Genomic DNA, 25,634 nt, shown 5'->3' with positions numbered 1-25,634 from the left:
CACGTGTTAGAACGGCTGTGTGCATCTGACGCCGCATGAACGCGACAAGCTCCTCGTGCACGTCGCCGCCGACGTTGCCCGCCGCCGGTTGGAACGCGGGGTGCTCCTCAACTACCCGGAGGCCGTCGCGTTGATCACCGACCACGTGCTGGAGGGCGCGCGGGACGGCCGCACGGTCAGCGAGTTGATGGAGAGCGGCCGCACGGTGCTCGCGCCGGAGCAGGTCATGCGCGGGGTGCCGGAGATGATCGACTCGGTGCAGGCGGAGGCGACGTTCCCGGACGGCACCAAGCTCGTCACGGTGCACCACCCGATCGCGCCTTCCGCGGGTCCGGCGCCGGGTGAGGTGATCGTCGGTTCGGAACCGGTCGAGCTCAATCCCGGCCGGCCGCGCGTGACGATGACCGTGGTCAACGCCGCTGACCGGCCTGTTCAGGTCGGGTCGCACTTCCACTTCGCGTCGGTCAACACGGGCCTGGAGTTCGACCGGGAGGCGGCCTTCGGGTACCGCCTGGACATCCCGGCGGGCACCGCGACGCGGTTCGAGCCGGGCGTCGAGCGAGAGGTCACGCTGGTTCCGTTGGCAGGCTTGAGGATCGTCCGGGGGTTGCAGCGATGATCGACCGCGAGCGTTATGCCGAACTGCTCGGGCCGACCGCCGGCGACCGGATCCGGCTCGCCGACACCGACCTGTTCATCGAGGTCACCGAGGACCGTTCGCGCGGTGCCGGTTCGGGCGACGAGGTGATCTTCGGCGGCGGCAAGGTGATCCGCGAGTCGATGGGACAGGGTGTCGCGACCCGTGCGGAGGGCGCTCCCGACCTGGTCATCACCGGTGCGGTGATCCTCGACCACTGGGGTGTGGTCAAGGCCGACGTCGGTGTGCGGGACGGCCGGATCGTCGCGATCGGCAAGGCGGGCAACCCGGACACGATGGACGGCGTCCACCCCTCGCTGGTGATCGGCCCGTCGACGGAGATCCTGTCCGGCAACGGCAAGATCCTGACCGCGGGCGGCATCGACTGCCACGTGCACTTCATCTGCCCGCAGATCGTGGACGAGGCGCTGGCGTCCGGGCTGACGACGTTGATCGGTGGCGGCACCGGCCCCGCGGAGGGCACGAAGGCCACCACGGTCACGCCCGGCGCCTGGTACCTCGACCGGATGCTGACGTCGATGGACCACATGCCGGTCAACGTTCTGTTGCTGGGCAAGGGGAACACGGTCTCCGTCGAAGGACTGCGCGAGCAGCTCGCCGGTGGCGCCGGTGGGTTCAAGCTGCACGAGGACTGGGGCACCACGCCCGCCGCGATCGACGCGTGCCTGCGGGTGGCCGACGAGTCCGGCGTGCAGGTAGCGATCCACACGGACACGTTGAACGAGGCCGGGTTCCTGGAGTCCACTGTGGACGCCATCGCCGGCCGGTCGATCAACGCCTACCACTCCGAGGGAGCCGGCGGCGGGCACGCGCCGGACATCATCCGGGTCGTCTCACTGCCGAACGTGCTGCCGTCGTCGACGAACCCGACGCGCCCGCACACCGTCAACACCCTCGAAGAACACCTCGACATGCTGATGGTGTGCCACCACCTCAACCCGTCGGTGCCGGAGGACCTGGCGTTCGCCGAGTCGCGCATCCGGCCGACCACGATCGCGGCCGAGGACCTGCTGCACGACCTGGGCGCGATCTCGATGATCTCGTCCGACTCGCAGGCGATGGGACGCGTCGGTGAGGTGATCATCCGGACGTGGCAGACCGCGCACGTGATGTCCTCCCGCCGGTCGATGGACTCGAACCTGCGGGCTCAGCGGTACGTCGCGAAGTACACGATCAACCCCGCGGTGGCGCACGGGATCGCGTCCGAGGTCGGGTCGGTCGAGGTCGGCAAGCTCGCCGATCTGGTGTTGTGGGAGCCCAAGTTCTTCGGCGTCCGGCCTTCGGTGGTGTTGAAGGGCGGGTTCATCGCGTGGGGCGCCATGGGTGACGCCAACGCCTCGATCCCGACGCCGCAGCCGGTGTGGGCGCGGCCGATGTTCGGCGCCACGGCCGGGGCCGCCTCTTCGGTGTTCTTCGTTGCGCCCGAGGCGATCGAGGCCGGGATCGGGGATCGGTACGCGCGACGGGTGCTGCCGGTGTCGTCGACGCGTTCGGTCACCAAGGCGGACATGGTGCTGAACGACGCGATGCCGGACGTGCGGGTCGATCCGGACAGCTTCGCCGTGCACGTGGACGGTGCGCTGGTGGAGCCTTCGCCGGTGGCCGAGTTGCCGATGGCCCAGCGGTACTTCCTGTTCTGATGCTGACCGCGCTGATCCTCGCCGACTCCCGGTTCCCCGGTGGCGGACACGTGCACTCCGGCGGCCTGGAAGAGGCTGCCGCGCGCGGGTTGGTCGTAGACGAGCCGTCGCTGGAGTCGTTCCTGCACGGGCGTTTGCTCACGGCGGGACTGCTGGCGGCCGGCTTCGCGGCCGCGGCGGCTCGTGGTGAGGACCTGGACGTGCTGGACGCGGAGCTGGACGCGCGGACGCCGTCGCCGGCTCAGCGCGAGGCTTCACGGGCGCAGGGGCGGGGGATGTTGCGGGCGGCTCGGCGGGCCTGGCCGTCTGCGCGGCTGGCCGCGTTGCCTGCTGTTCCGCACCAGCCGCTGGTGATCGGGGTGCTGGTCGGCGAGCCCTTCGAGGCCGCGCTGACCTGTGCTTACCTGGCCGTGAGCGGTCCGGCGTCGGCGGCGGTCAGGTTGCTGGGACTCGACCCGTTCGGGGTCAATGCGATCGTGGCGGCGCTTCCGGTGGAGGACGTCGCCGCGCGGGCGTGCAAGGAGCTGCCCGCGCTCGGTTCACCTGCCTTGGATCTTCTGGCCGAGGCACACGTTCGACGTGAAGGGGTGCGTCTCTTTGGGAGCTAACCACGGGCCCGACCCGCATGATCACCACCACGGTGTCGCACCGCGGATCGGCATCGGCGGCCCGGTCGGCAGCGGCAAGACGGCGCTGACGGCCGCGTTGTGCCGCGCTTTGGGCTCGCAGTTGGAGCTGGCGGTCGTCACCAACGACATCTACACGACCGAGGACGCGGACTTCCTGCGTCGCGCGGGTGTGCTGGACCCGTCGCGGATCGAAGCGGTGCAGACGGGGTGTTGCCCGCACACCGCGATCCGCGACGACATCACCGCGAACCTGGACGCGGTGGAGAGGTTGGAGCACCGGTTCTCCGGGTTGGACCTGGTGATCATCGAGAGCGGCGGCGACAACCTGACCGCGGTGTTCTCGCGCGGGCTCGTGGACCGGCAGATCTTCGTCGTCGACGTGGCAGGCGGCGACAAGGTGCCGCGCAAGGGCGGCCCCGGCGTCACGACGGCGGACCTGCTGGTGATCAACAAGATCGACCTGGCGCCGTACGTCGGCGCGGACATGGACGTGATGATCTCGGACGCGCACCGGATGCGCGGCGAGTTGCCCGTCATCGCCCAGTCCCTGGTGGAGACGCCGGACGCGCCCGAGGTCGCGAAGTGGGTGCTGGCCCAGCTGTGAGGGCTCCTCGATGAAGGCCGTGGCGCGGTTGGTGGTGGAGCTGGACTCGTACGGCAACAGCGTCGTGCGGGTCCTGCGGTCTCAGGCACCGCTGACGCTCGTGCCGGCCCGGCGGGTGGGGCCGGTCGCGCTGGTGCACCTGGTCAGTTCGGTGACGTCCCCGCTCGGTGGGGACTCGCTCGAGCTGACGGTCGAAGTCGGGCCTGGGGCGTCACTTGATCTGCGTGGCGTGGCGGCGACGTTGATGTTGCCAGGGCCGACCGGTTTGTCCTCCTCGTCGCTGGTGCGGTTCTCGGTGGAGGGCTCTGTTCGGTACCTGCCAGAGCCGACCGTGGTGACTGGCCGGGCTCGCCACACCGCGGTGGTGGAGGCCGAATTGGACGGTCACGCAGAGTTGCACCTTCGTGAGGTTCTGGTGCTCGGCCGCGTGGGTGAGAAGGCCGGCGCGCTGTCGTCGTCGGTGCGGGCAACTCGTTGCGGCAGGCCGTTGTTGCATCAACAGCTGGCGGTGGGAGACCCGTCGGTCGACTCGTCTTCGGCGGGGCTCGCGGGCAAGCGGGTTGTCGGGACGTCGCTGATGCTGGACGCGGTCGCGCGGGAGTCGGGTGGCGGTGAGTGGTGGAGCGTCGTTCCGTTGGCAGCGGGCGGAAGTGTTGTAACCGCACTGGGTGATGACGTGGTCACCGTCACACGTGTCCTCGATGCCATCTGATTCGATCACGGACTCGATCCAGAACTGTTCTTTGCACGGACAGTCACCGTTCAGGTGGTGGCCATCACCACGCAGGCGGTTTCGGGATCCGTTCGCCGTGCGTATGGTCGCGGGTCCAGGGACCACGAGTTCTGCCGCCGCTTGGAGGTTCGCCGATGACGGAGACCACGAACATCGCACTACCGGCGATGCGCGTGTCGTACGAGCAGGGCTCGCTCAGCGAGTCGGAGCTTGCCGCCACCTGGCACGAACAGCTCCAGTTGTGGCTGGACGAGGCGACCAATGCGGGGTTGCCCGAGCCCAACGCGATGGTGCTCGCCACGACTGACACGAAGGGCCGGCCGTCGTCGCGGACGGTGCTGCTCAAGGGGCTCGACTCGCGTGGAGTGGTGTTCTTCACCAACTACACGTCCAACAAGTCGCACGATCTGATGGCTACTCGGTTCGCGTCTTCGACGTTCCCGTGGTTCGCGATGCAGCGTCAGGCGCATGTGCGCGGGGTGGTGGAGAAGGTCGGGCCGGTTGAGACCGCTGAGTACTGGAACTCGCGGCCTCGGGGCTCGCAGATCGGGGCCTGGGCTTCGCCGCAGTCGCGGGTGGTGACTGGGCGGTCCACATTGGATTCGGCGCTGCACAAGATCGAGCGGCAGTTCGCGGACACCGAGAAGATTCCGGTGCCGCCGCATTGGGGTGGGTGGCGGATTCGGCCTGAAGAGGTTGAGTTCTGGCAGGGACGGCGGGATCGGATGCATGACCGGTTGCGGTTCCGGCTGGGGCGGGATGGGTGGAACTTGGAGCGCGTCGCTCCGTAGGTTTCAGGCTTTTGCGGATGGGGTGTCTCCTGTGGGCGGGAGGCGCCCCTTTTGCGTGTGGTCCCGTTTTAGGGATTTCGGGGCTCCGCCCCGGACCCCGCCAATCTGATCAAAGACCTGTCCCACGCCGCACGCGGGTTGATGGCACGCCAGTTGCTTTGGGCGGCGGCACGTTGCGTAGGTGGTGCGGTCCGGGCGGGACCCCACCCGGAGCGCTGTTTCAAGCGTAAGGACGCCTCGGCTTCGCCTTTGGGTCGCCTCGCCTGCGGCCTCGGCGTGGAACCTTGCCTGGGGGTGGCGCGTCCTCAGGCTGCGGAAAGTGCTCGATTCGGGCACGGGCATACTGGGTTTTCAGGCCACAGCTAGCTACGAGGTGCGATTTCACGTGTGCGGAGTGCTCGGACTCATCTGTTCCACCGAAGCCGCTGCGGCCTCCGCGCGTGGCTCAGTGGCCGCAGCGCTGCGCTGCCAGCGGCACCGTGGGCCCGACGAGCAGGACACCTGGGCTGATGCTGAGGTTGTGTACGGGTTCAACCGGCTGGGCTTCATCGACTTGGACCACTCCCACCAGCCGTTGGTGTGGGGGCCGCCGGAGAACCCGACGCGGTACACGTTGAACTTCAACGGCGAGATCTACAACTACAAGGAGCTCCGGGCTGAGCTCATGCGGAAGTTCGGGGCCCAGTTCAAGACGCAGGGGGATGGCGAGGCCATCGTTGCCGGGTATCACTACCTCGGGGCGGACTGGGTCAAGATGTTGCGCGGCATGTTCGCGTTCATGATCTGGGACGCGCAGGAGCGGGTGGTTTTCGGCGCGCGGGATCCGTTTGGGATCAAGCCGTTGTACTGGGCTGCTGGGCCTGGTGGGGTGGGGTTCTCGTCGGAGAAGAAGAGCCTCCTCCAATTGACTGGCGTGCTGGGGATCAGCCAGGAGTTGGATCAGACGGCGTTGCAGCATTATTTGGTGTTGCAGTACGTGCCGGAGCCTGAGTCGTTGCACAAGGCGATTCGGCGGGTCGAGTCCGGGACGTCGTTCAAGGTCTCGCCTGGTGGGCAGGTGTTGTTCAACCGGTACTTCAAGCCGGTGTTCTCGCCTCGGCCGGTGAACGGGGAGCACGAGGCGGAGGCGCTGTACGAGCGCATTGCCGATGTCATGCGTGACTCGGTGGCCAAGCACATGATTTCTGACCCGGACGTCACGGTGGGGGCGTTCCTGTCCGGGGGGATCGACTCGACGGCCACGGCCACGTTGGCGAAGCAGCACAACCCGAATTTGATCGCGTTCACCAGCGGGTTCGATCGGCAGGGGTACTCGGAGGTCGATGTTGCCGCTGAGACGGCGGCGGCCATCGGGGTGCGGCATGTCGTGAGGACGGTGTCGCCGGACGAGATGATGGAAGAGCTGCCACTGATCATCTGGTACCTGGATGACCCGGTGGCTGACCCGGCGTTGGTGCCGTTGTGGTTCATTGCTCGTGAGGCTCGTAAGTACGTCAAGGCTGTGTTGTCCGGTGAGGGTGCGGACGAGCTGTTCGGCGGGTACGTGATTTATCACGAGCCGTTGTCGTTGTCGCCGTTCGAGAAGGTGCCGGGCGGCGTGCGCAAGCTGATGGGCGCGGTGTCCAAGTCCATTCCGGAGGGTGTGCGGGGCAAGGACCTGCTTCGGCGGGGCTCGCTCAGGCTCGAAGAGCGCTACTACGGCAACGCGCGGAACTTCACCGATGCGCAGGTGCGGGCCGTGTTCCCCGGTTACCAGGAAGGCATCGGGTTCAAGGATGTGACGGCGCCCTGGTACCGGGAGTCCGAGGGCTGGGATCCGGTGGCGCGGATGCAGCACATCGATCTGTACACGTGGTTGCGCGGGGACATCCTGGTCAAGGCCGACAAGGTGACCATGGCGAACTCGATCGAGCTGCGGGTGCCGTTCCTGGATCCTGAGGTCTTCCGGGTTGCGGCCGAGGTGCCGTTGGACCAGAAGCTGACTGAGGGTACGACCAAGTACGCGTTGCGCAGGGCGTTGGCGAAGATCATTCCGGCGCACGTGTTGAACCGGCCCAAGCTCGGGTTCCCGGTGCCCATTCGGCACTGGTTGCGGGCTGAGATGTACGACTGGGCGCGCGGGATCATCGCGGACTCGCAGACCGGGCATCTGCTGGACAAGAACGCGGTGCTGGAGTTGCTGGCCGAGCACAAGTCGGAGCAGTTCGACCGGTCGCGGCAGCTGTGGTCGGTGCTGTGCTTCATGATCTGGCACGGGATCTTCGTCGAGGGCCGGATCAGCCCGAAGGTGCCGGAGCCGGTCTACCCGGTTCGCCTCTGACCCTCTCCTGAGTGGTTTTGGCGACACCTTCACATAAAGGGCTTGTTAGTTGTCATAGGCTAACCATGTGGCCACTGTGGGGAGAAGCGCGCGCTCGACGTTCGTGATCGACACTCGACCGTTGAAGATCGTCGCTTATCGCCGGTTGTGGCTGTCCACGATCGTGACGGCGGTGGGCTCTCAGCTCACCGCCGTTGCTGTGCCCAAACAGGTTTACGACCTCACCGGTTCGTCGGCGTGGGTCGGCATTGCCGCAGGTGTCGCGTTGGTGCCGTTGCTGGTGTTCGGGCTGTGGGGCGGCGCGATCGCGGACACCGTTGACCGGCGCAAGCTGCTGCTTCTCACCAACATCGGCATCGCGGTGTCGTCGGTGCTGCTGTGGGTGCAGGCGGCGATGAACGTCGGTTCGGTGTGGCTGGTGATCGCGCTGCTCGGGTTGCAGCAGATCTTCTTCGCGGCGAACGCTCCGGCGCGGTCGGCGTCGATCGCGCGGCTGGTGCCTGCCGAGTTGTTGCCGTCGGCTGGTGCGCTGGGCTCGACGGTCATGCAGTTCGGTGCCGTGCTCGGGCCGTTGCTCGCGGGTGCGTTCATGCCGATTGTCGGGTTGTCGACGTTGTACCTGGTGGACGCCATCGCGCTGGTCGTCACGGTCTACGCGGTGTGGAAGCTGCCGTCGATGCCGCCGCTGGACGGGGTGGTGCGGCGGGCGGGGCTGCGGGACGTGCTCGACGGGTTCGTGTACCTGTGGGCGCAGAAGGTGCTGATGGCGAGCATGTTGCTGGACATCATCGCGATGGTGTTCGGCATGCCGCGGGCGCTGTTCCCGGAGATGTCCCAGCACACGTTCGGCGACCCCGCCGGTGGTGGGTTCGCGCTGGGTGTGTTGTTCGCGGCGATTCCTGTCGGTGCGGTGCTGTGCGGGCTCACGTCCGGGTGGATCTCGAACATCAGCAGGCACGGGGTCGCGCTGACGCTGGCCGTGGTGGGCTGGGGCCTCGCGATCATGGGGTTCGGCCTGGCCGGGTCGTTGTGGGTCGCGGCGGCCTTCCTGGCGCTCGCTGGGGCCGCGGACATGGTGTCCATGGCGTTCAGGGGCGCGATTCTGCAGTCGGCCGCCACGGACGAGATGCGCGGGCGGATGCAGGGCGTGTTCATCGTCGTTGTCGCGGGTGGGCCGCGGATCGCGGACCTGCTGCACGGCACGGGTGGTGCGGCGTTCGGCACTGCCGCGGCGGTGACCGCGGGTGGTGTGCTGGTGGTCGTCGCGGCCGTGGCGATGGTCGTGCTGCTGCCGGCGATCTGGCGCTACCGCGTGAGTCCCGTCAGTTCCGCTGACTGATCTCGTTCGCCGAGGGCTCTGCGATCTTCACGTCGGTGCCCCAGTCGGAGAAGCGCGCCTCGTCGACGATCAGGTCGTTCTGGAACTGGGTGGAGAACTTGATCCGGACGGGCAGCCCGCTGCCGTCCAGTTCGATCTCGCCCGCCGAACTCGTGACGCCCTGGTCGAGCGCGAGTTTGACCTCGTTGCGCAGGTACTCGTCGGTGAGGTTGTCGTAGGCCTTCTGGTAGTTGACGGCGATCGAGTAGCGGACGCGGTCACCGGTCTGCGCGGTCAGCTTGAGCTCGCCGCCCGCCTGGATCACCGGCAGGTGGTACGTCGTGAAGACGGCCTGCTGGTAGATCACGTCGTAGAAGCCGAGCAGGCTGTTGGTGAAGTCGTCGGTGTTCTTGCGCTCCAGCTTCACCCACGACTTGTTCTGCGGCAGGCCGAAAACGGGCGGCAGCAGGACGAACGCGGTGTCCTTTGTGGTCGAGACGAACCGCAGCTGCTCGTCCTTGCCGCCGGTCTGCACGGGACGGCTCGTGGTCGCGTCGATGCTCGGGACGTCGCCCAGCCTCACCGAGCCGTTCGCGGGGGCCGTGACGCCGCCCGAGTCGCCGGAGGTCGGTGCCACGATGGTGAAGCGGTAGGTCTGCTTCTCGCCGACCGCCTTGGACACCGCGGCCACGAGGCTCTTGACGTCGGGGTGCTGGGTCGGCTGGGCCGCCGGCGGTGACGACGTGCAGGCGGACAGCGCGATGGCCGCGACGAGCAGGGTTGCCGTGCGTTTCATGGTTACACCATATGGGTGAGGTACGGGCCCGTTCACGCTGGTACCCAGGCAAAACGGGCAGAATCTTCGGGCATGGCTGAAGCGACTCCGCAAACGGAGCAACCAGAGCTACACAGGGCAATCGGCCCGAAGCTGCTGCTGTTCTTCGTCGTCGGCGACATCCTCGGCACTGGTATCTACGCGCTCACCGGCAACGTCGCCGGCAAGATCGGCGGCGCTCTCTGGCTGCCCTTCCTGCTCGCGTTCGTGGTCGCGTTCCTGACTGCGTTCAGCTACCTGGAGCTTGTGGGGAAGTATCCCAGAGCGGCCGGTGCCGCGTTGTACACGAACAAGGCATTCAAGATCCACTTCCTGACGTTCATGGTCGCGTTCGCGGTCATGTGCTCCGGCATCACCTCGGCGTCGTCGGCGGCACTCGCGTTCGGCCGCACCTATCTGCGGCAGCTGCTGGTCGAGTTCTTCGACGTCGCGCTCAGTCCGGAGTCGCTCGCGATCACCGGCATCGCGATCGTCTTCATCGCGGCGCTGGCGATCATCAACTTCCGCGGCGTGTCCGAGTCGGTCAAGGCCAACGTGATCCTGACCTGCATCGAGCTGTCCGGTCTGGTGATCATCATCCTGATCGGTGCCTGGGCGGTCATCAACGGCGACGGTGAGCCCTCGCGGCTGACCGAGATCCACGTCCCGTCCGGCAGCAACGTGCTGCTCGCGGTCACCTCGGCGACGGCGCTCGCGTTCTTCGCGATGGTCGGCTTCGAGGACTCGGTGAACATGGCCGAGGAGTGCCGCAACCCGGTCAAGATCTTCCCGCGCGCGATGTTGTGGGGCATGGGCATCGCGGCACTGATCTACGTGCTGGTCGCGATCACGTCGTCGTTGCTGATCCCGTCCGACGAGCTCGCCAAGGCGGGCAGCAGCGCGTTGCTGAGGGTCGTCACCGTTGGCGCGCCGGGCTTCCCGCTGTGGATCTTCGCGCTGATCGGTCTGCTGGCCGTCATCAACTCGGCGCTGATCAACATGCTGATGGCGTCCCGTCTGCTGTACGGCATGGCGAACGAGAAGATCATCCCGAGCTTCTTCGGCACGGTGCACCCGTTCCGCCGCACGCCGTGGATCTCGATCGTCTTCACCACCGGCGTCGCGGTGATCCTGGTGTCCACCGCGGACATCGGCAAGCTCGGTGGCACGACGTCGCTGCTGTTGCTGATCGTCTTCACGATCGTCAACGTGGCGTGCCTGGTGCTGCGCAGGGAGAAGTCCGAGCACAAGCACTTCAGGGCGCCGACCTGGGCGCCCGTGCTCGGCGCGATCACCTGCGCGTACCTCGCGATCCCGTGGACGTCCGGCCGGCCGTTCGACGACTACAAGATCGCGGGCTACCTGCTGCTGGCGGGTCTCGTGCTCTGGGTGATCAACCGCGTCGCGCACGGCAAGCAGGAGATCCACCCGGAGAACCTGTCGAAGTAGTTTCAGTCCAGCAGGTGCCTCAGGAACCGGTCGGGCTCACTCAGGAAGTTCCGGGTGAGCGCGACCGGTTCCGCCGCGTCGTAAGGGACTTCGTCGATCTCCCCGTCGGTGATCTCCAGGATCGCGGCGTTGGGTGCGGCGAGCAGGATCGGTGAGTGCGTGGCGATGATGAACTGCGAGCCCTCGTTGACGAGCTCCTGCATGTGCCCCAGGACGGTGAGGCAGCCTTTGACGGAGAGTGCGGCTTCCGGCTCGTCCAGGACGTAGAGGCCCTTGCTGCCGAACCGGTGTGCCATCAGGTTCATGAAGCTCTCGCCGTGCGACCGCTCGTGCAACGACTTCCCGCCGTACGACGCGTGAATCCCGCCGCCGATCCGGTCGATCTCCGTCGCGACGTTGTAGAACGACTCGGCACGCAGGAAGAACCCCGTGCGGGGCTTCTTGACGCCCCAGCTCAGGGTGAGGTGGTCGCCGAGTGACGACTCGGTCGCCTTGGTGGCGAAGTGGAACGACTGCGTGCCGCCCTCCGCGTTGAACCCGGCCGCCACCGCGATCGCCTCGACCAGCGTGGATTTGCCCGCGCCGTTGTCGCCCACCAGGAACGTGATGGGTTTCGTGAGGTCGATCGGGTTCCTGGTCAGGTGCTGGACGACCGGGAGCGTGAACGGGTAGCGGTGGGTGTCGTGCTGTTCGTCGAGCCGGATCTGGCGGATGAACGTCATCCGAGCCGGGCCAGCTCTACCGGGTCGTGGGCGCAGAACACGTCGACTTCTTCGTTCGCCTTGAGTTCCCTGAGGCGTTCCACATTGGACAGACGCTGCTCACGGATCGTCTCGGTCTGCTTGGCGGTGAGCTTGAGGGCGAAGATGTTGCTCGGCGGCGTCTCGATCTCGCCGCGGTAGAAGTACGCGTCGCCGGCGTGCAGCAGCCAGCGGTCGCCGGACTTGACGGCGATGCCCGTGTGGCCGCGGGTGTGGCCGATGAGCGGCACCATCAGGACGTCCTCCGGCAGACCGGGGATGCCGCGGACGGCCTCGAAGCCGAACCAGTCCTCGCCCTCTGCCTTGTGGGTCTCGAAGGTGACGCCCTCGCGCTGGGCCTTCGGATACCGCGCCCGCTCCTTGGGGCCCTTCGGGTTGGTCGCGGCCTCCAGTTCGGTGTCCAGCACGTGCACGGTGGCGTTCGGGAAGTCCCGCAGCCCGCCGGCATGGTCCAGGTCGAGGTGGGTGAGCAGGATGTGCTTCACGTCCTCTGCGCCGTAGCCGCGCTTCTCGACCTGGTAGATCGCGGTCTCGTGGATGTCGAGGATGGGCTTGAGCAACGTGCGGCTGAGTCCGTCGATGGTGCCCTTCGGGTTGGTCACCTCGTTCGTGCCGAAGCCCGTGTCGACCAGGACCAGACCCTGCTCGGTCTCGATCAGCAGGCAGTGGGCGACGATCCCGCCCGCGACCAGGGGCGGACGCATCGTGGCGCAGTTGAGGTGATGAACCTTCATGGGCAGATCCTTCCGTTGGCCCCGTAGGCTTCAGCCTCATGTTGGGGATCTCGTACGAGGGTGCCACCGCCGTGATCACGACTGTAGGCGCGGGCCTGCGGTCTTTCGAGGTGGACGGGGTTCCGTATGTGGAGACATTCGGGGAAGACGAGAAGCCCCCGATGAGCGCTGGGGCGGTGCTGGTGCCGTGGCCCAACCGGACTGCTGGTGCTTCCTGGGTGCTGGACGGGGTTGTTCAGCAGTTGGAGGTGACGGAGCCGGCCCGGGGGAATGCCATTCACGGGCTGGTCCGGCGGCGGCCCTGGTCCGTTCTGGAGCACACCGGGTCGCTGGTCTCGTTGCGGACGTTGATCGAGCCTCAGGCTGGGTGGCCTGCTGCTTTGGACGTCACGGTTTCTTACGCGCTGGATGATCGTGGGCTCACGGTTACGCATGGGGTTACGAACATCGGGAAGCTGGCTACGCCGTTCGGTGTTGGGACTCATCCTTATCCGCGGGCTGGGCGGGCGTCTACCGATTCGTGCACGTTGACGTTGGCTGCTACTTCGGTGTTGCCGTTGGATGTCGAGCGGATGGTGCCGTCTGGGGACGCCGTGTCGGTTGAGGGGACTGAGTTCGACTTTCGGGGTGGGCGGTCGTTGGCCGGGGTGCGGCTGGACACGCCGTTCGGGGGGTGTGAGCCTGGTGGTGACGGGTTGGTGCATCACTCGCTGGTTGCGGATGATGGTGGTGGGGTTGAGGTTTGGGCGGATCCGGAGTTTCGGTGGGTGCAGGTTTACACGCCGGACTCTTATCCGGATCGGGGGCGGGCGGTGGCTGTCGAGCCCATGACTTGTCCGCCGGATGCTTTGAATTCCGGGGTGGATTTGATTTGGGTGGCGCCTGGGGAGTCTTGGGGGGCTCGGTGGGGGATCCGGCCGTTTGAGGCGCCGGTTTAGGGATTCGGGGCTCCGCCCCGGACCCCGCCAATCTGATCAAGGACCGGTTCCACGCCGCACGCGGGTTGATGGCACGCCAGTTGCTTTGGGCGGAGTTGCGTTGCGTAGGTGGTGCCCTTCGGGTGCAGCAAGGGCTGAGGCACGACTCGTGACGGGGCCCACCCGGAGCGCTGTTTCAAGCGTTAAGAGCCTCGGCTTCGCCGTCGGGTCGCCTCGGCTGCGCCATCGGCTTGGGGTGGCTTGCGAGCGGGGTAACCGTTAGCGTTGCTAACCATGAACATCGCGATCACCGGTGGCTACGTCGTGTCCGTCGACGGGGAGCCTGTTGAGGGTGGCACTGTCCTGATTCAGGACGGGAAGATCGTTGCGGTTGGTGCTGACGTCGACATTCCGGACGGGATTGAGGTTGTCGACGCTGACGGGGCTTGGGTGCTGCCTGGCTTTGTCGAGGCGCACGGGCACATCGGTGTCCATGAAGAGGCCGAGGGGTGGGCTGGGCAGGACACCAACGAGATGACTGATCCCGTTGGGGCTCGGATGCGGGCGCTTGATGCCATCAACCCTGCTGACTTGGGCTTTGGGGATGCGCTCAGTGGTGGGGTGACCACTGCGGTGATCAAGCCCGGGTCTGGGAACCCGATTGGTGGGCAGACGGTTGCCGTGAAGTGTTGGGGGCGGACCGTTGACGAGATGTTGGTCAAGGAGCCGGTCAGCGTCAAGAGTGCGCTTGGGGAGAACCCGAAGCGGGTTTATGGCGACAAGGGGAAGTTGCCGTCCACTCGGCAGGGTGTTGCGGCGGTCATCCGGGACGAGTTGACCAAGGCGCAGGACTACCTGGCCAAGAAGGCTGAGGCTGAGGCTGACGGGAAGGCCTTTGACCGCAACAACACGTTGGAGATCCTCGGGAAGGTTCTTACCGGGGAGTTGCCTTGGTGTCAGCACGCGCATCGGGCCGATGACATCGCCACGGCGATTCGGTTGTCCGAGGAGTTCGGGTACAGGCTGATCCTCAACCACGGTACTGAGGGGCACCTGATCGCGGATCTCATTGCGGAGAAGCAGATTCCGGTGATCATCGGGCCGCTGTTCACGTCGCGGTCCAAAGTGGAGGTTCGGAACCGGGGGCTGCGGAATCCCGGGATTCTGGCGCGGGCCGGGGTGGAGTTGGCGATCACTACCGACCATCCCGTTGTGCCGATTCACTTCTTGGTGCACCAGGCGACGTTGGCGGTGAAGGAAGGATTGGATCCCGAGGTCGCGATTCGGTCGTTGACGGTCAACCCGGCGCGGATCATGGGGCTGGACGACCGGGTTGGTGCTTTGAAGCCCGGGCTGGACGGGGATGTGGTGATCTGGTCCGGGGATCCGTTGGACGTGATGAGCCGGGCGCTGCACGTGTACGTGCAGGGGCGTGAGGTCTACACGTTCGACGAGCGCAAGGGGGAAGGGGTCGTGGCCGACCCCTTCTACCGCGAGCGGGTGTAGTGGCTAGCGGAGGCCTCGGCCGATGACCAGGCGCTGGATTTGGTTGGTGCCTTCGAAGATTTGCAGGACCTTGGCCTCGCGCATGTAGCGCTCCACCGGGAAGTCGCGGGTGTAGCCGGCGCCGCCCAGCACTTGGACGGCGTCGGTGGTCACCTTCATCGCCGCGTCGGTGGCGATGAGTTTGGCGATGGAGGCCTGCTGGCGGAAGGGGAGGCCCTTGTCGCGGCGGCGGGCTGCGGAGAGGTAGGTGGCCCTGGCGGATTCGACTGCTGCCGCCATGTCGGCCAGCAGGAATTCGAGGCCTTGGAACTCGATGATCGGGCGGCCGAACTGGGTTCGGGTCTTGGCGTAGCTGACGGCTTCGTCCAGGGCGGCTTGGGCCAGGCCCACTGCGCAGGCGGCGATGCCGAGGCGGCCCGAGTCCAAAGCGGACAGTGCGATCTTGAGGCCGTCGCCCTCGTTGCCGATCAGGCGGTCGGTGCCGAAGTGGACGTCGTCGAACTGGAGTTGCGCGGTGATGGAGCCGGTCAGGCCCATCTTGCGTTCCGGGGTGGCCGCGGTGAGGCCCTGGGCCTCGCCGGGGGCGAGGAAGCAGGAGATGCCTCGGCCCGCGTCCGGGGACGTGCGGGCCATGAGGGTGTAGAAGTCGGCGACGCCGGCGTGGGTGATCCACGCCTTGGTGCCGTTCACGACGTACTCGGAGCCCTTGCGGACGGCTCGGGTCGACATGGCGGCCGGGTCGGAGCCCGCCTGGACCTCGGAGAGGGCGTAGCCGCCCAGGAGTTCGCCTTCGAGCATTTCGGGGAGCCAGCGGTCCTGCTGTTCGCGGGTGCCGAAGGTGGCCAGGCCGTAGCAGGACATGACGTGCACGGAGAGGCCCACGGCGACGGTCATCCAGGCTGAGGCGACCTCTTCGAGGGCTTGCAGGTACACCTCGTAGGGCTGCTCGCCGCCGCCGAACTCCTCCGGGTACGGCAGACCCAGCAGGCCTGACCTGCCCAGCAGGCGGAACGCGTCGCGGGGGAACTTCTCGTTCTCCTCGGCGTCCGCGGCGTGTGGCTTCAGCTCGTCCCGCGCGATCTCCTTGACCAGCGCGATCAGGTCCTCGGCCTCTTGCGTGGGGAGCAGCCGCTCGGCGGGCATCGTCGACCTCCGGTGTGTACTGGTAACTGTACTGTAGGACGTACGCCAGTACAGTCGCCAGTGAGTGTGGCAGGGTCGTCACCATGACGCGGGCTCTCACGCAGCGGCAGGCTGAGCTGCTCACCCGGATGGAAGCTCTCTTTCTCACGGAGGGCTTCGGTCATCTCACGCTGGATGACATCGCGGGCCGGTTGCACTGCTCGAAATCGACGCTGTACGCGCTCGCCGGCAGCAAGGAGCAGTTGGCTGTTCGTGTGGTCGGGCGGTACTTCAAGGGTGCTGCCGAGCGCATCGAGAAGCGCATCGCGGGCCTTGTTGACGTGCGCAAACGCATCGGCAGCTACCTCGCGGGCGCTGCGGAGGAGTTGAACAAGGCCTCGGCGGCGTTCATTGCGGACGTGTCCGACTTTCCTCCGACGCGGGCGACGTACGAGCGCAACGCGCGGGCCGCGGCCGAGCGCATCAAGGCGTTCATCCAGGACGGGGTCGAGCGGCACGTGTTCCGCGAGGTGCACGCGACGCTGTTCGCCGAGATGGCCGGGTTGCTCATCGAGAGCATCCAGACGGGTGTCCTCACGAAACGGGCAGGCGTTTCGGACGCCGAGGCGTTCACCGCACTGGGCGAACTGTTGTTGGATGGGCTCCAGCGGAGTGGGGCTTCCCAGAAGGAGTAAGCGCAGTGATCGTGGTTGCTGGTGAGGCACTGGTCGACATGGTGCCGGTGGGGGACGACGAGCTCACGCCGCTCGCGCCGAAGCTCGGTGGCGGGCCGTACAACGTGGCTGTCGCGCTCGGTCGGCTCGACGTGCCGACGGCCTTCCTGTCGCGCGTCTCGACCGACCACTTCGGCGAGCAGCTGATCAAGCGGCTGCACGCTTCGCGGGTCGCCACGGTTCTGGTCCAACGTGGACAGGAGAACACTACGCTCGCCGTCGTCGGGCTGGCCGACGACGGGTCCGCGCGCTACTCGTTCTACGTCGACGGCACCGCCGACCGGCTCGTCGAGGACCCCGGTCCGCTGCCCGCCGAGGCGAAGGCAGTGTCGTTCGGCACGTTGTCGTTGGTGCTGGAGCCCGGCGCCTCGGTCTACGAGACGGTGCTGCGGCGGGAGAGCAAGCGCTTGCTGGTCGCGCTCGACCCCAACATCCGGGCGGGGCTGATCGACGATCCGGGCGCCTACCGCAAGCGGTTCCGGTCGTGGCTGCCGGACGTCGGGTTGCTGAAGCTGTCCGTCGAGGACGCGCGGTGGCTCGCCGAGGACGGCGACGTCCAGGGCGGGGACGTGATCGAGATCGCAAGGACGTGGATTTCACAGGGGCCGGCCGCTGTCGTGCTGACGAAGGGTGGCGACGGTCTGTCCGTGATCACCGCCACCGGACAGGTCGACGTGCCACCCGTGAAGGTGGACGTGGTCGACACGATCGGGGCGGGCGACACGGTGCAAGGTGCCCTGCTCGCGTGGTTGCACGACCACGACGCGTTGAGCGTCGAGAAGGTTCGTGCGCTTACGAGCGATGAATGGACCGACGCATTGACGTACGCCGGTGCGGCCGCCGCGATCACATGTTCCCGCGCTGGTGCCGAGCCGCCCTTTGCGAGCGAACTCACCGCCGCGTTGGGTGGATAAAACCGGCGATCGGACTACCGTGGGGGAGCCGCGCTAGAAACTGGCATTACGGATGTGATGCCGGTCCCATCTCTCAGAATCGGTTCACACCGCTGCTGCGAGGCGGGCCTTCCGCCGACTAGCGTGAGTGAACTTGAAGACTCAGATCCCAACGGGGTGGTCCGAGACGACGGCAGGCCCAGCGTGGACTGCCGCCACCCCGTCCGAGCGTTGAGAGGGACTTGAATGCCCGACGCGACGACTGCGCCGACCGACCCACAGACCGTCGCGCTGCGCCACGGGGACGCAGAGCTCGAGATGAAGGTGGTGCGGGCGTCCGAAGGCGCGTCCGGCATCGATCTCGGCAAGCTGCTGTCGACCACCGGTCTGGTAACCCTGGACACCGGTTTCGTCAACACGGCCTCCTGCTCCTCCGAGATCACCTACATCGACGGTGACGCTGGAATTCTGCGTTACCGCGGGTACCCGATCGAGCAGTTGGCCGCGCGTTCGAACTTCGCGGAGGTCAGTTACCTCCTGATCTACGGCGAGCTTCCTACCGCCGCCCAGCTCGAGGACTTCTCGCAGAAGATCAGCAGGCACACGCTGCTGCACGAGGACCTCAAGCGCTTCTTCGACGGCTTCCCGCGTGACGCGCACCCGATGCCGGTGCTGTCCTCCGCGGTGTCCGCGCTGTCGACCTTCTACCAGGACTCGCTCTCGCCGTTCGACGCGAACCAGGTGGAGATCTCCACGATCCGCCTGCTGGCGAAGCTCCCGACCATCGCGGCCTACGCGTACAAGAAGTCGGTCGGTCAGCCGTTCCTCTACCCGGACAACTCGCTTGGCCTGGTGGAGAACTTCCTGCGGATGACCTTCGGCTTCCCGGCCGAGGCCTACGACCTCGACCCGGACCTGGTCCGCGCGCTCGACCTGCTGTTCGTCCTGCACGCCGACCACGAGCAGAACTGCTCCACGTCGACCGTGCGCCTGGTGGGCTCGTCCGAGGCGAACCTCTTCGCGTCCATCTCCGCGGGCATCAACGCCCTGTTCGGCCCGCTGCACGGCGGCGCGAACAGCGCGGTGCTGGAGATGCTCGAGAAGATCAAGGCCGACGGCGGCGACGTGAAGTCGTTCGTCAACAAGGTCAAGAACAAGGAGGACGGCGTCCGCCTGATGGGCTTCGGCCACCGGGTCTACAAGAACTACGACCCGCGTGCCGCGATCATCAAGAAGACGGCCGACGAGATCCTCAACAAGCTCGGCGCCGACGACCAGCTGCTCGACATCGCGAAGCAGCTGGAAGAGGCCGCTCTGAGCGACGAGTACTTCATCTCCCGCAAGCTCTACCCGAACGTGGACTTCTACACGGGTCTGATCTACCGGGCGATGGGCTTCCCGACCAAGTTCTTCACCGTGCTGTTCGCGCTCGGCCGGCTCCCCGGCTGGATCGCGCACTGGCGCGAGATGATCAACGACCCGGCCACCAAGATCGGCCGCCCGCGGCAGATCTACACCGGCCCGACCGAGCGCGACTTCATCGCGATGGAAAACCGCTGATCACGGGCTAGTTCTTCTCGTAGGCTGAAGGCGCGCCGCCACGGGCGGCGCGCCTTCGTGCTGTCCTGGGGGTGGGGCGTGACGGACGTGCGGGCCGAGGTGGCCCGGTTGTACGAACAGCACAGGAAGATGCGGTACCCGAACGGCCAGCGCGGCACGGAGGTCGCGGGCGTCGAACTGATCCTGGTCGACGCGGACGCCGCCGGCTGCGTCTCCTGCTGGCTGAAGAGCCGTGACGACCTCGATGACCACGTCCTCTGGTGGGCACCGCGCTGCCTCGACGACCTGCGCAAAGTGGTGCCGGTGTTCGCTGATCCGCGGTCGGAGTACTACCGGCCCTACGCTGTCCATTACTACGGCCGGCTCCTGCGCATGGTCCAGCTGATCACTCTTGAGCTCGTGGCCGAGGTCGCCTGAGCGCTCGTTGTGCAGACCTGCTCTGGCCGCTTTAGCGTCGAGTGGTGAGTTCTTCCCCGTCGCTCGTCTGGTTCCGCCGCGATTTGCGGACATCCGATCATCCCGCGATTCTTGCCGCCGCGGAAAGGTCGCCTCGCGCGCTCGCGCTATTCGTTCTCGACGACAGGTTGCTGAAACCTTCCGGACAGCCGCGAATCGATTTCATGCACCGGTGTTTGCACGCGTTGAACGATCAGCTCGGCGGCCGGTTGATGGTCGTGCACGGCGACCCGGTGAAGGCGGTCCCGCGCGTCGCGAAGGAGATCGGTGCGGAGAGCGTCCACATCACCGCGGACTGCGCGCCGTACGGGCGCCGCAGGGACGAGGCCGTCGAAGAAGCGTTGGGGGACATCGAACTCGTCCGCTCCGGCTCGCCCTATGCGGTGACGCCGGGACGGGTGCGCAAGCAGGACGGCACGCCGTTCAAGGTCTTCACGCCGTTCCGCAACGCCTGGCTCGACCACGGCTGGCGCAAGCCCGCGGACACCGACGCGTCCACTTTGGACTGGGTCAAGCCGGAGCACAGCACGAAACTTCCAGCGATCGAAGAAGAACTCCCCGATGCGCAGCAGCTGTGGGAGGAGTTCCGCGACGAACGGCTGGAGGACTACGACAACACCCGCGACCGGCCGGACCTCGACGCGACCAGCAGGATGTCGGCGTTCCTGAGGTGGGGAGTGCTGCACCCCAGGACGTTGCTGCAGGACTGCGACGGCACGTTCCGCAGTGAGCTGGCCTGGCGTGAGTTCTACGCCGATGTGTTGTGGCACAAGCCGGAGACCGCGCGGGAGAACTACGACCGCAAGTTCGACCGGATGCGGCACGACAACGACGAGGAGCTGTTCGAGGCCTGGACGCAGGGGCGGACCGGCTACCCGATCGTCGACGCCGGGATGCGGCAGCTGCTGCGGGAAGGCTTCATGCACAACCGGGTGCGCATGATCGTGGCGAGCTTCCTGGTCAAGGACCTGCACCTGCCGTGGTGGTGGGGCGCGCGGCACTTCATGAAGCACCTGATCGACGGCGACATCGCCTCGAACCAGCACAACTGGCAGTGGGTCGCCGGTTGCGGCACGGACGCCGCGCCGTTCTTCCGCGTCTTCAACCCGACCACGCAGGCCAAGAAGTTCGACCCGGACGGCGCGTACGTGCGCAGGTACGCGCCGGACTCCCCGGACATCCCGCCGATCGTGGATCACGCGGTCGAACGCCAGGTCGCGCTCGACCGCTACCAGGCCGTCAAATCCTGAGCGCCTCGCGGAGCTTGACGCGGGCGCCGGTCCTCAGCACGGCGTTCGCGTAGACCTTGCCGCCCAGCCAGGTGATCGCCGCGATGGCGGCCAGGGCGAACACGATCGAGAGCAGCACCTGCCATGCCGGAGCGACGCCCAGCGCCATCCGGCCCGGCATCAGGATCGGGGCGAACGGCGGCAGCAGCGACAGCACGGTGACCGTGGGGCCGGAGGGGCTGCCGATCATCAGGTTGATGCCGGCGACGAACGCCACGATGATCGTCATGCTGATCGGCGTCAGCACCGACTGCAGTTCCTCCTGCCGTGACACCAGGGAGGCGGCGGCCGCGAAAACGGTGGCGTACAAGAAGAATCCGAGCAGGTACCAGAGCACGCCGATGAGCAGGGCGGTGCCGCCCAGCGCACTCACGTCGATCACGTCGAACGCCGACGAGAGCCCGAGGCCGACCGTGGAGATCACCAGCAGTTGCAGCAGGCCGACCGCGCCGAGCCCGATCACCTTGCCCAGCAACAACTGCCACGGCCGGACGGTCGCGAGCAGGATCTCGACGACCCTGCTCGACTTCTCCTCGACCACGCCCTGCGCGACCATCGTGCCGTAGACCAGCAACGAGTAGTACAGCAACGCGGCCACGATCAACCCGATCGCGAGGCGCTGACCTCGTTGCGGGTCAACGGGTTCCAGTGCGGTCACGGCCACCTTGACGTTCGCCAGGCTCTGCGCCACGTCCTGTGGCGTGGTGCCCGTCTCGGCCAGTTGCGCGATCAGCACCTGCTGGCGCAGCACGTCGTTCAGGACCGACGTCAGCACCTCGTCGCCGGAGCCCTTGACGATCATCTTCAGTTCCGGCGGCGCGCCGGTGACCAGGGCGTCCAGCGAGCCCTCGCGGACCTGCTTCTCGGCATCGCCCGTGGTCGTGACGTCCCGCGTCTCGACGTCGATGCCGAACGCCTTCGCCTTTTCCCGCAACGGATCCGCGAGCTGCGTCGCCTGGCCGGAGAGTCCGATGACGCTGCGCTGCTGGTCGTCGAACAGGAACGACTGGAGCACCACGTACCCGGCGAGCACGGCGATGATCACCGCCGTGCCGATCAGGAACGACCTGGTGCGCACCTTCGTGACGAACTCGCGCCTGGCCACCAGCGAGACCTCTCGAGCCGCTGTCATGCGCTCCTCGCCTCGGTGGTCACCACGTTGCGGAACAGCTCGGTCAGCGAGGGCCGCTGCCGGGAGAACTCGTGCACGGGACCTGCGGCGAGCGCGGCGTGCAGCACGGACTGGTCGTCCACGCCGTCGGCGAGCTCGAGCACGCAACGCGTCCCGTTCTTCTCGATCACCCGCACGCCACCCAGAGTGGCAGCCCACTCGGTGGTTGGCGACTCAACAACCAGACGCGACACCCCGCCGGACCGAAGTTCATCCACCGTTCCCACGGCGACCATCGAACCCGCGCTGACGATGCCGACCCGGTCGCACAGCCGTTCCACCAGGTCGAGCTGGTGGCTGGAGAACACCACGGGCACCCCTGCGGACGCCTTCTCCCGCAGCACCTGGCTCATCAGGTCCACCGCGACCGGGTCGAGACCGGAGAACGGCTCGTCGAGCACCAGCACGTCCGGCTCGTGCACCAGCGCGGCGGCCAGCTGGACGCGCTGCTGGTTGCCGAGGCTCAGGCGCTGCACCTCGTCCGTGCGGCGATCGCGCAACCCGAGCCGCGCGATCCAGTTCTCCGCGCTCGTGTGCGCCTCGTTGGTGCTCATGCCGTGCAGCTCGGCCAGGTAGACGAGCTGGTCGAGCACCTTCATGCGCGGGTAGAGGCCGCGTTCCTCCGGCATGTAACCGATGCGGCGCCGAGTGTCGAGATCGACGGCTCTTCCGTTCCACCGCACCTCGCCGGAGTCGGCCGCGAGCACGCCCAGCGCGATCCGCATGGTCGTGGTCTTCCCGGCGCCGTTGCTGCCGACGAAACCGAAGAGCTCGCCCGCGCGCACGTCGAAAGACATGTTCCGCAGGGCGACGACCTCTCCGTAGCGCTTGGAGACCGCGTCGATCTCCAGCACTCCCTCAGGCACGGTGAACCCCTTCGTTAGCCCGTCTGGCGGTAATCGGACTGAAAGTATCGGTGAGCAGGGAACGAGTGAAACGATACGGGCGTCTACGGCGAATCGAACGAACGACCAATTCACTCAACGGTGGTGACCATGCAGCCCATTGACCCGGATCAGTGGCTCGCGCAGTACGGGGCCAAGATCGAGCAGGCGAAGCAGAACGCCGAACAGGCCCGCGACCAGCTCGGTGGTGTGGGCGGGAGCGCGAGCTCTCCTGACGGCCTGATCACGGTGACAGTTAACGCTACCGGCGTGCTGACCGATCTCCAGATCAAGCCGGAAGCCCGCGGCATGGACCCCAGTCAGATCGCCTCCGCTGTGCTCACAGCCTCGTCGAAGGCCCAGCGGGACGCCTCCGGCCGGGTCGTGCAGATCATGACGGACTTCGTCGGCGACAGCCCGGCCCTCGAGTTCGTGAAGGCACAGATGCCGAACGGATACGCGGGCGACGGAACCGATGAGGAAGAACCGAAGTCGGAGTTGGAGCGCAAGGACGTGCGGCCCGACGACGAGTACTTCACCAACCCGCCCGACGTCATGGCCTGAGTGCAGGAGGGGGTAGGCGATGCAGTCAGCACAGCACTTCAACATCGATCTCGATGAGCTGAGATCCCACGCCAAGAACGTGGACAAGCTCATGGAGCGGATGCGCAAGGCCACCGAGACGTGCGATCCGGGCGCGCTCACGACCGAGGCCTTCGGCGTCTTCCTCGGGTTCCTGGCCCAGAACGTCCTCGAGCGGGCGGGCCTGTCGCAGGACATGCTCGGCAAGGCCGCGAACTCGCTGATGGACATGGGCACCGGTCTCAAGGAGACCATCGAGCAGTACGAGCAGGTCGACCTCGACAACATGTTCGGCTTCAAGGGAGGCCGGGGATGAACGCCCCAGCGTCGCAGACCCAGGGCACCGACCCTCAGCAGCTGATCAGCACCATCTCCAACACGTACTCCGCCATCGAGCGGGGTGACTGGGTCGCGGGCGGCCTCGGCATCGCGAACTCGGCGATGGGCATCGTGGGCATGGCCTCCAACCCGCTGAGCGGTTTCCTCTCCGCCGGGTTCAGCTGGGCCATCAACCACGTCGACTTCCTGCGCGAGCCGTTCGACGTCCTGCTCGGCAGCCCTGAGTCCATCGCCAAGATGGCGCAGTCCTTCCGGAACGCCGGCAAGCAGGTGCACGGCATCGCGACCGAGTACGAGAAGATCTGCGTCTCCCAGACCCGCGAGTGGCAGGGCAGGGCGGCGGACGGTTACCGCGCCGCGGCCAAGAAGCACGCCGGTGGCATGGAGACGCTCGCCAAGTCGGTCGACGGCATCGCCGGTGCGGTCGAGGGCGCGGGCCAGCTCGTCGGCACGGTCCGCAAGATGATCATGGACCTGATCAGCCAGGCCGTCTCGGACATGGTCATGAAGATCATCCAGTGGCTGGCTGCCTCGTTCCTCACCTTCGGCGCGGCCATCGCGGGCGCGATCGCGGACATCGTGACCACCGCGGTCAACTACGCGAAGAAGCTCGCCGACTTCCTGCAGAAGCTCGTCGGCTCCGTGCAGAAGCTGATGAACCTGATCAAGCAGGTCTCGCAGATCGCCAAGGTCGCCGAGCAGGTCATCGACGCGATCTCCTCGATGGCGCAGAAGGGTGGCGGCGGCGGTGCCGGCGGCTCCGTCCGGCAGACCCAGGGCGGCTTCGACGGCATCCGGTCCGACCAGCAGGACCGCGCGACCTCAGGCGCGCACGGCACGTACACGAGCGGTGCCGACGGCGGCGCCGGGAACAGCGGCCTCGGCCAGTCGGGTGCGGGCCCCCAGGTCACGCCCTTCACGCCGGTGCCGGGTGGTTCCCCGGTGGGTGCTCCCGCCGGGTGGAACGTCGGCGGTGGTGCCGGCGGCCAGGTGACGCCGTTCCAGCCCCTCCCCGGCCAGCAGGGCAACTACCCCGGCACGCGGCCGCCCGGTGGCGGCTCCGGTTCCGGTGGCCACGTCAGCCCTCCGCCCGGCCTGGGCTCCGGCTCGGGTTCTGGTTCGGGCTCCGGCACCGGTGCAGGCTCTGGCCAGGGCCGTTGGGTGCCGGGCCACTGGGAGCCGGACACGACCACGCAGGCCGGCGGCGGCTTGACCAAGCCCCCGGCGTTCCACGGCACGCCCCCGTCGACGGCGAACTCCGACTGGTACCGCCCGACGACCACTGACCACAGCGCGACCGCGGCTTCGGCCGGTGGTGGCGGTGGTGGTGGCGGTGGCGGCGGCATCCCGAAGGGCGGCGGTGGCGGTGGCGGCGGCATGCCCCCCGGCATGGGCGGTGGCCCGGCCGGTGGCGGTGGTGCCGGCGGTACCGCGGCCACGCAGTTCGGTGGCGCGGCCGGTGTCATGGCGGCCGGTGGCGCTGGTGGCGCCGCGGCTGCCGGTGGCGCTCCGCACGGACCTGGCGGTGGCGGTTCCGGTGGTGCCGGCGGCGGCATGATGGGCGGCGCTCCCATGGCCGGTGCCGGTGGTCAGCAGGGCGGCGGCAACGGCGAGCACAAGCGGAAGGTGCGGATCGAGGGCGAGGCGCTGGTCGACCCGCCCAAGGCCGCGAAGCCGGTCATCGGCGAGTGATCCCGCGCTGAACGATCTTTGCGCCAGGGGCGTCTGCA

General features: G+C 67.1%; 25 protein-coding genes. 19 read left to right on the top strand and 6 right to left on the bottom strand.

The annotated features are described in order from the left end of the window. The first annotated feature begins 19 nt into the window (after nucleotides 1-19). The 8 genes from SK803_RS41970 (at nucleotide 20) to SK803_RS41935 (ending at nucleotide 8,714) form a co-directional block, all read left to right on the top strand. Complete coding sequence (locus SK803_RS41970; RefSeq protein ID WP_319971797.1) at nucleotides 20-619, top strand: urease subunit gamma; 600 nt, start codon at nucleotides 20-22, stop codon at nucleotides 617-619. Continuing rightward, nucleotides 616-2,298, top strand: coding sequence for an urease subunit alpha (locus SK803_RS41965; RefSeq protein WP_319971796.1), 1,683 nt, complete (start codon nucleotides 616-618; stop codon nucleotides 2,296-2,298). The genes SK803_RS41970 and SK803_RS41965 overlap by 4 nt, the downstream gene beginning before the upstream one ends. After that, nucleotides 2,295-2,906 carry an urease accessory protein UreF gene (locus tag SK803_RS41960; protein ID WP_319971818.1) on the top strand — a complete coding sequence of 204 codons (612 nt, stop codon included), beginning with the start codon at nucleotides 2,295-2,297 and terminating at the stop codon, nucleotides 2,904-2,906. The genes SK803_RS41965 and SK803_RS41960 overlap by 4 nt, the downstream gene beginning before the upstream one ends. Continuing rightward, a complete protein-coding gene (ureG, locus tag SK803_RS41955; RefSeq protein WP_319971795.1) occupies nucleotides 2,896-3,531 on the top strand; it encodes an urease accessory protein UreG in 636 nt (211 codons plus the stop codon). The genes SK803_RS41960 and ureG overlap by 11 nt, the downstream gene beginning before the upstream one ends. 10 nt (nucleotides 3,532-3,541) lie before the next feature. Next, complete coding sequence (locus SK803_RS41950; RefSeq protein ID WP_319971794.1) at nucleotides 3,542-4,243, top strand: urease accessory protein UreD; 702 nt, start codon at nucleotides 3,542-3,544, stop codon at nucleotides 4,241-4,243. Between the two features lie 155 nt (nucleotides 4,244-4,398). Continuing rightward, nucleotides 4,399-5,055 (top strand): pyridoxamine 5'-phosphate oxidase, encoded by a 657-nt coding sequence (pdxH, locus tag SK803_RS41945; RefSeq protein WP_319971793.1) that lies wholly within the window; start codon nucleotides 4,399-4,401, stop codon nucleotides 5,053-5,055. A gap of 385 nt (nucleotides 5,056-5,440) precedes the next feature. Next, a complete protein-coding gene (gene asnB, locus SK803_RS41940) occupies nucleotides 5,441-7,375 on the top strand; it encodes an asparagine synthase (glutamine-hydrolyzing) (protein ID WP_319971792.1) in 1,935 nt (644 codons plus the stop codon). Between the two features lie 106 nt (nucleotides 7,376-7,481). Next, a complete protein-coding gene (locus tag SK803_RS41935) occupies nucleotides 7,482-8,714 on the top strand; it encodes an MFS transporter (RefSeq protein WP_319971817.1) in 1,233 nt (410 codons plus the stop codon). Here the strand turns inward: SK803_RS41935 and SK803_RS41930 are convergent. Further along, nucleotides 8,698-9,489, bottom strand: a complete 792-nt coding sequence (locus SK803_RS41930; protein WP_319971791.1) for a hypothetical protein — start codon at nucleotides 9,487-9,489, stop codon at nucleotides 8,698-8,700. The two genes, SK803_RS41935 and SK803_RS41930, sit on opposite strands and share 17 nt — an antisense overlap. 72 nt (nucleotides 9,490-9,561) lie before the next feature. On the opposite strand from SK803_RS41930, the gene SK803_RS41925 reads away from it, so the two are divergent. Further along, the gene (locus SK803_RS41925; protein WP_319971790.1) at nucleotides 9,562-10,956 is read left to right on the top strand and encodes an APC family permease; all 1,395 of its coding nucleotides are present in this window, start codon (nucleotides 9,562-9,564) and stop codon (nucleotides 10,954-10,956) included. Between the two features lie 2 nt (nucleotides 10,957-10,958). Here SK803_RS41925 and SK803_RS41920 read toward each other — a convergent pair whose 3' ends face one another. After that, entirely contained in the window at nucleotides 10,959-11,678 is a 720-nt protein-coding gene (locus SK803_RS41920; protein WP_319971789.1) for an AAA family ATPase, read from the bottom strand. After that, nucleotides 11,675-12,451 (bottom strand): MBL fold metallo-hydrolase, encoded by a 777-nt coding sequence (locus tag SK803_RS41915; protein ID WP_319971788.1) that lies wholly within the window; start codon nucleotides 12,449-12,451, stop codon nucleotides 11,675-11,677. Before SK803_RS41915 ends, SK803_RS41920 begins: the two co-directional genes overlap by 4 nt. A gap of 38 nt (nucleotides 12,452-12,489) precedes the next feature. Between SK803_RS41915 and SK803_RS41910 the strand changes: the two genes are divergently transcribed. Both SK803_RS41910 and SK803_RS41905 read left to right on the top strand, forming a co-directional pair. Then, the gene (locus SK803_RS41910; protein ID WP_319971787.1) at nucleotides 12,490-13,389 is read left to right on the top strand and encodes an aldose 1-epimerase family protein; all 900 of its coding nucleotides are present in this window, start codon (nucleotides 12,490-12,492) and stop codon (nucleotides 13,387-13,389) included. A 273-nt stretch (nucleotides 13,390-13,662) separates the two neighbouring features. Continuing rightward, the gene (locus SK803_RS41905; RefSeq protein ID WP_319971786.1) at nucleotides 13,663-14,874 is read left to right on the top strand and encodes an amidohydrolase; all 1,212 of its coding nucleotides are present in this window, start codon (nucleotides 13,663-13,665) and stop codon (nucleotides 14,872-14,874) included. A gap of 3 nt (nucleotides 14,875-14,877) precedes the next feature. Here SK803_RS41905 and SK803_RS41900 read toward each other — a convergent pair whose 3' ends face one another. Beyond that, nucleotides 14,878-16,017 carry an acyl-CoA dehydrogenase family protein gene (locus SK803_RS41900; protein WP_319971785.1) on the bottom strand — a complete coding sequence of 380 codons (1,140 nt, stop codon included), beginning with the start codon at nucleotides 16,015-16,017 and terminating at the stop codon, nucleotides 14,878-14,880. A gap of 83 nt (nucleotides 16,018-16,100) precedes the next feature. On the opposite strand from SK803_RS41900, the gene SK803_RS41895 reads away from it, so the two are divergent. From SK803_RS41895 to SK803_RS41875, 5 genes are all read left to right on the top strand, one after another. Then, a complete protein-coding gene (locus tag SK803_RS41895) occupies nucleotides 16,101-16,691 on the top strand; it encodes a TetR/AcrR family transcriptional regulator (RefSeq protein WP_319971784.1) in 591 nt (196 codons plus the stop codon). A 5-nt stretch (nucleotides 16,692-16,696) separates the two neighbouring features. Then, the gene (locus SK803_RS41890) at nucleotides 16,697-17,644 is read left to right on the top strand and encodes a carbohydrate kinase family protein (protein WP_319971783.1); all 948 of its coding nucleotides are present in this window, start codon (nucleotides 16,697-16,699) and stop codon (nucleotides 17,642-17,644) included. A 225-nt stretch (nucleotides 17,645-17,869) separates the two neighbouring features. Further along, nucleotides 17,870-19,183 (top strand): citrate synthase, encoded by a 1,314-nt coding sequence (locus SK803_RS41885; protein WP_319971782.1) that lies wholly within the window; start codon nucleotides 17,870-17,872, stop codon nucleotides 19,181-19,183. A 78-nt stretch (nucleotides 19,184-19,261) separates the two neighbouring features. Further along, nucleotides 19,262-19,600 carry a hypothetical protein gene (locus SK803_RS41880; protein WP_319971781.1) on the top strand — a complete coding sequence of 113 codons (339 nt, stop codon included), beginning with the start codon at nucleotides 19,262-19,264 and terminating at the stop codon, nucleotides 19,598-19,600. A 41-nt stretch (nucleotides 19,601-19,641) separates the two neighbouring features. Further along, nucleotides 19,642-20,889: a cryptochrome/photolyase family protein gene (locus tag SK803_RS41875; protein WP_319971780.1), complete on the top strand. Its 1,248-nt coding sequence runs from the start codon at nucleotides 19,642-19,644 to the stop codon at nucleotides 20,887-20,889. On the opposite strand, the gene SK803_RS41870 is transcribed toward SK803_RS41875, so the two are convergent. Continuing rightward, nucleotides 20,879-22,060, bottom strand: a complete 1,182-nt coding sequence (locus tag SK803_RS41870) for an ABC transporter permease (protein ID WP_319971779.1) — start codon at nucleotides 22,058-22,060, stop codon at nucleotides 20,879-20,881. The two genes, SK803_RS41875 and SK803_RS41870, sit on opposite strands and share 11 nt — an antisense overlap. After that, nucleotides 22,057-22,965, bottom strand: a complete 909-nt coding sequence (locus SK803_RS41865) for an ABC transporter ATP-binding protein (protein ID WP_319971778.1) — start codon at nucleotides 22,963-22,965, stop codon at nucleotides 22,057-22,059. The genes SK803_RS41870 and SK803_RS41865 overlap by 4 nt, the downstream gene beginning before the upstream one ends. 129 nt (nucleotides 22,966-23,094) lie before the next feature. On the opposite strand from SK803_RS41865, the gene SK803_RS41860 reads away from it, so the two are divergent. From SK803_RS41860 to SK803_RS41850, 3 genes are read left to right on the top strand one after another with little or no spacing between them, the layout of a single operon-like run. Beyond that, nucleotides 23,095-23,547: a YbaB/EbfC family nucleoid-associated protein gene (locus SK803_RS41860; RefSeq protein ID WP_319971777.1), complete on the top strand. Its 453-nt coding sequence runs from the start codon at nucleotides 23,095-23,097 to the stop codon at nucleotides 23,545-23,547. A gap of 19 nt (nucleotides 23,548-23,566) precedes the next feature. Beyond that, entirely contained in the window at nucleotides 23,567-23,881 is a 315-nt protein-coding gene (locus SK803_RS41855) for a hypothetical protein (RefSeq protein ID WP_319971776.1), read from the top strand. Continuing rightward, nucleotides 23,878-25,596 carry a WXG100 family type VII secretion target gene (locus SK803_RS41850; RefSeq protein ID WP_319971775.1) on the top strand — a complete coding sequence of 573 codons (1,719 nt, stop codon included), beginning with the start codon at nucleotides 23,878-23,880 and terminating at the stop codon, nucleotides 25,594-25,596. The genes SK803_RS41855 and SK803_RS41850 overlap by 4 nt, the downstream gene beginning before the upstream one ends. The last annotated feature ends 38 nt before the right edge of the window (nucleotides 25,597-25,634 follow it).

The sequence above is a fragment of the Lentzea miocenica genome (assembly GCF_033949945.1).
GTDB classification, from domain to species: domain Bacteria; phylum Actinomycetota; class Actinomycetes; order Mycobacteriales; family Pseudonocardiaceae; genus Lentzea; species Lentzea miocenica.
The sequence above is the reverse complement of the archived record's forward strand: the minus strand, read 5'-3'. Positions and strand labels throughout refer to the sequence as shown.

What these genes read in the sequence shown, in the direction of transcription:
- pdxH (WP_319971793.1), top strand. Translation starts at nt 4,399, where the DNA reads ATGACGGAGACCACGAACATCGCACTACCGGCGATGCGCGTGTCGTAC.
- SK803_RS41930 (WP_319971791.1), bottom strand. Translation starts at nt 9,489, where the DNA reads ATGAAACGCACGGCAACCCTGCTCGTCGCGGCCATCGCGCTGTCCGCC.
- SK803_RS41855 (WP_319971776.1), top strand. Translation starts at nt 23,567, where the DNA reads ATGCAGTCAGCACAGCACTTCAACATCGATCTCGATGAGCTGAGATCC.
- SK803_RS41920 (WP_319971789.1), bottom strand. Translation starts at nt 11,678, where the DNA reads ATGACGTTCATCCGCCAGATCCGGCTCGACGAACAGCACGACACCCAC.
- SK803_RS41870 (WP_319971779.1), bottom strand. Translation starts at nt 22,060, where the DNA reads ATGACAGCGGCTCGAGAGGTCTCGCTGGTGGCCAGGCGCGAGTTCGTC.
- SK803_RS41895 (WP_319971784.1), top strand. Translation starts at nt 16,101, where the DNA reads ATGACGCGGGCTCTCACGCAGCGGCAGGCTGAGCTGCTCACCCGGATG.
- SK803_RS41965 (WP_319971796.1), top strand. Translation starts at nt 616, where the DNA reads ATGATCGACCGCGAGCGTTATGCCGAACTGCTCGGGCCGACCGCCGGC.
- SK803_RS41905 (WP_319971786.1), top strand. Translation starts at nt 13,663, where the DNA reads ATGAACATCGCGATCACCGGTGGCTACGTCGTGTCCGTCGACGGGGAG.
- SK803_RS41925 (WP_319971790.1), top strand. Translation starts at nt 9,562, where the DNA reads ATGGCTGAAGCGACTCCGCAAACGGAGCAACCAGAGCTACACAGGGCA.
- SK803_RS41900 (WP_319971785.1), bottom strand. Translation starts at nt 16,017, where the DNA reads ATGCCCGCCGAGCGGCTGCTCCCCACGCAAGAGGCCGAGGACCTGATC.
- SK803_RS41950 (WP_319971794.1), top strand. Translation starts at nt 3,542, where the DNA reads ATGAAGGCCGTGGCGCGGTTGGTGGTGGAGCTGGACTCGTACGGCAAC.
- SK803_RS41850 (WP_319971775.1), top strand. Translation starts at nt 23,878, where the DNA reads ATGAACGCCCCAGCGTCGCAGACCCAGGGCACCGACCCTCAGCAGCTG.
- SK803_RS41910 (WP_319971787.1), top strand. Translation starts at nt 12,490, where the DNA reads ATGTTGGGGATCTCGTACGAGGGTGCCACCGCCGTGATCACGACTGTA.
- SK803_RS41885 (WP_319971782.1), top strand. Translation starts at nt 17,870, where the DNA reads ATGCCCGACGCGACGACTGCGCCGACCGACCCACAGACCGTCGCGCTG.
- SK803_RS41860 (WP_319971777.1), top strand. Translation starts at nt 23,095, where the DNA reads ATGCAGCCCATTGACCCGGATCAGTGGCTCGCGCAGTACGGGGCCAAG.
- SK803_RS41915 (WP_319971788.1), bottom strand. Translation starts at nt 12,451, where the DNA reads ATGAAGGTTCATCACCTCAACTGCGCCACGATGCGTCCGCCCCTGGTC.